The sequence below is a fragment of the Legionella drancourtii LLAP12 genome, assembly GCF_000162755.2.
GTDB classification, from domain to species: Bacteria; Pseudomonadota; Gammaproteobacteria; order Legionellales; family Legionellaceae; genus Legionella; species Legionella drancourtii.
The window spans coordinates 130,046-131,431 of record NZ_JH413832.1 but is presented as its reverse complement, the minus strand read 5'-3'; the positions used below and the strand labels follow the sequence as shown (position 1 = coordinate 131,431).

Here is a 1,386-nt window from a genome sequence, read left to right as displayed (position 1 = left end):
CATGCCTCTTAATGAGCATTAATATTATGTATGTTGTTTTATTCATACTCTTTTTCTTCGTGCAAATTTTTGTAAACCTCGCGCTTGGCAATCAGCATGGTTTAATCGCTATAGGGTTTATTTTTGGCACTGTTTTTATCTCAGGATTCGTGTGTTTTTGGCTTATTGCCCTAGTAAGAAAAATATATAAAGAAGCACTAGGAGCAAGAATAGATGTATTTTGGGTGGTATTGGGTTGGATTTTTTTAGCAGTTCTAACCCCTTTGTCTATTCAGCAATTTTTTTCATAATTTTTAGAAAAGCGCAAAAATCTGTGTCTATAAGTACCCTCTCTTGCGCTACTATTAATGATGTAAGGTAAAATTCTTGTATAGGTTGTGGTGCTAAACGAAGTGCAGCCCAACACAATGAAGGTCGCCTCGCTCCGTTGTTGGGCTTCGTAGGCTCAGAGCACCAAGCTATTTTTGATCTAATTTAACCCTACGGTACATCAAGTCTTAGGCAGCAGAAATACATCAGCAAACTCAATAGATTCATAAGAAGAAAATAAAAAGGCCTCAAGCTAGACAACAGCCCAAGGCTTATTAATAGGAAATTACTGAGGAGTCAATCTTACCATCTGCGTGGTATGATAAGTTGCTTGATAAACCGTCTTAACTTCTTCAGCCGTTTTATTTAAACCTAATGCAACATTTGATTTATACATAATCACCAGTGCTTGCTGAGCAGAAGGTGCCTGAGGATAGTTTTTAACTAAATAACTGGCTCGTTCAATCGCTGCGACATACATTTTACGCTTAAAGTAAAATTTCGAAACATTCAACTCTTGCTGCGCAAACATATTACGTAAATAAATCATACGTTGCAGCGCATTCGCCTTATACTTACTTTCAGGGAACTTTTGAATTAGAACTGCAAAATCTGAATAAGCTTGAGTTTGCGTCCCAGGATCACGCCAAGATTCATCTAATGGCAATACCTTAGCAAAGACACCACGAGTTTGCTGGAAATTTGCCAATCCACGCATGTAGTACGCGTAATCTACATTCTTAGCCCGTGGATAAAGATGAATAAAACGTTCTGCAGTTGCTGCTGCAGAAGGATAATCTTCATTTTTATAATACGCATAAATTAAATCCATTTGTGAACTTTCAGTGTAATCACTAAATGGATACATGGTTTCTATAGCTTCTAAACGCTTGATTGCACTTGCATATTCGCCTTTACGCAGTGCTTTTTGAGAGTCGGTATGAAGCTGTTCAGCGCTCATGCCCTTAAAAGGATTCTTATCTTCATCATCCTTATTCCACCAGGTCTTACAAGAAGACAAAGAAACAAGAAGACCAACCAGGAATAACACTTGAATTCGTTTCATAAAACTACACC

Annotated in this window: 2 protein-coding genes; one reads left to right on the top strand and one right to left on the bottom strand. The window is 37.7% G+C overall.

Annotation, left to right across the window (positions count from 1 at the left end; genetic code table 11):
* The coding region (locus LDG_RS11935) for a hypothetical protein (protein WP_233491517.1) at positions 1-290 on the top strand (290 nt) is incomplete at its 5' end.
* Between the two features lie 305 nt (positions 291-595).
* Here the strand turns inward: LDG_RS11935 and LDG_RS11930 are convergent.
* On the bottom strand, positions 596-1,375 hold the full coding sequence (locus LDG_RS11930) for an outer membrane protein assembly factor BamD (RefSeq protein WP_006871629.1): 780 nt from the start codon (positions 1,373-1,375) through the stop codon (positions 596-598).
* Between the last annotated feature and the right edge of the window lie 11 nt (positions 1,376-1,386).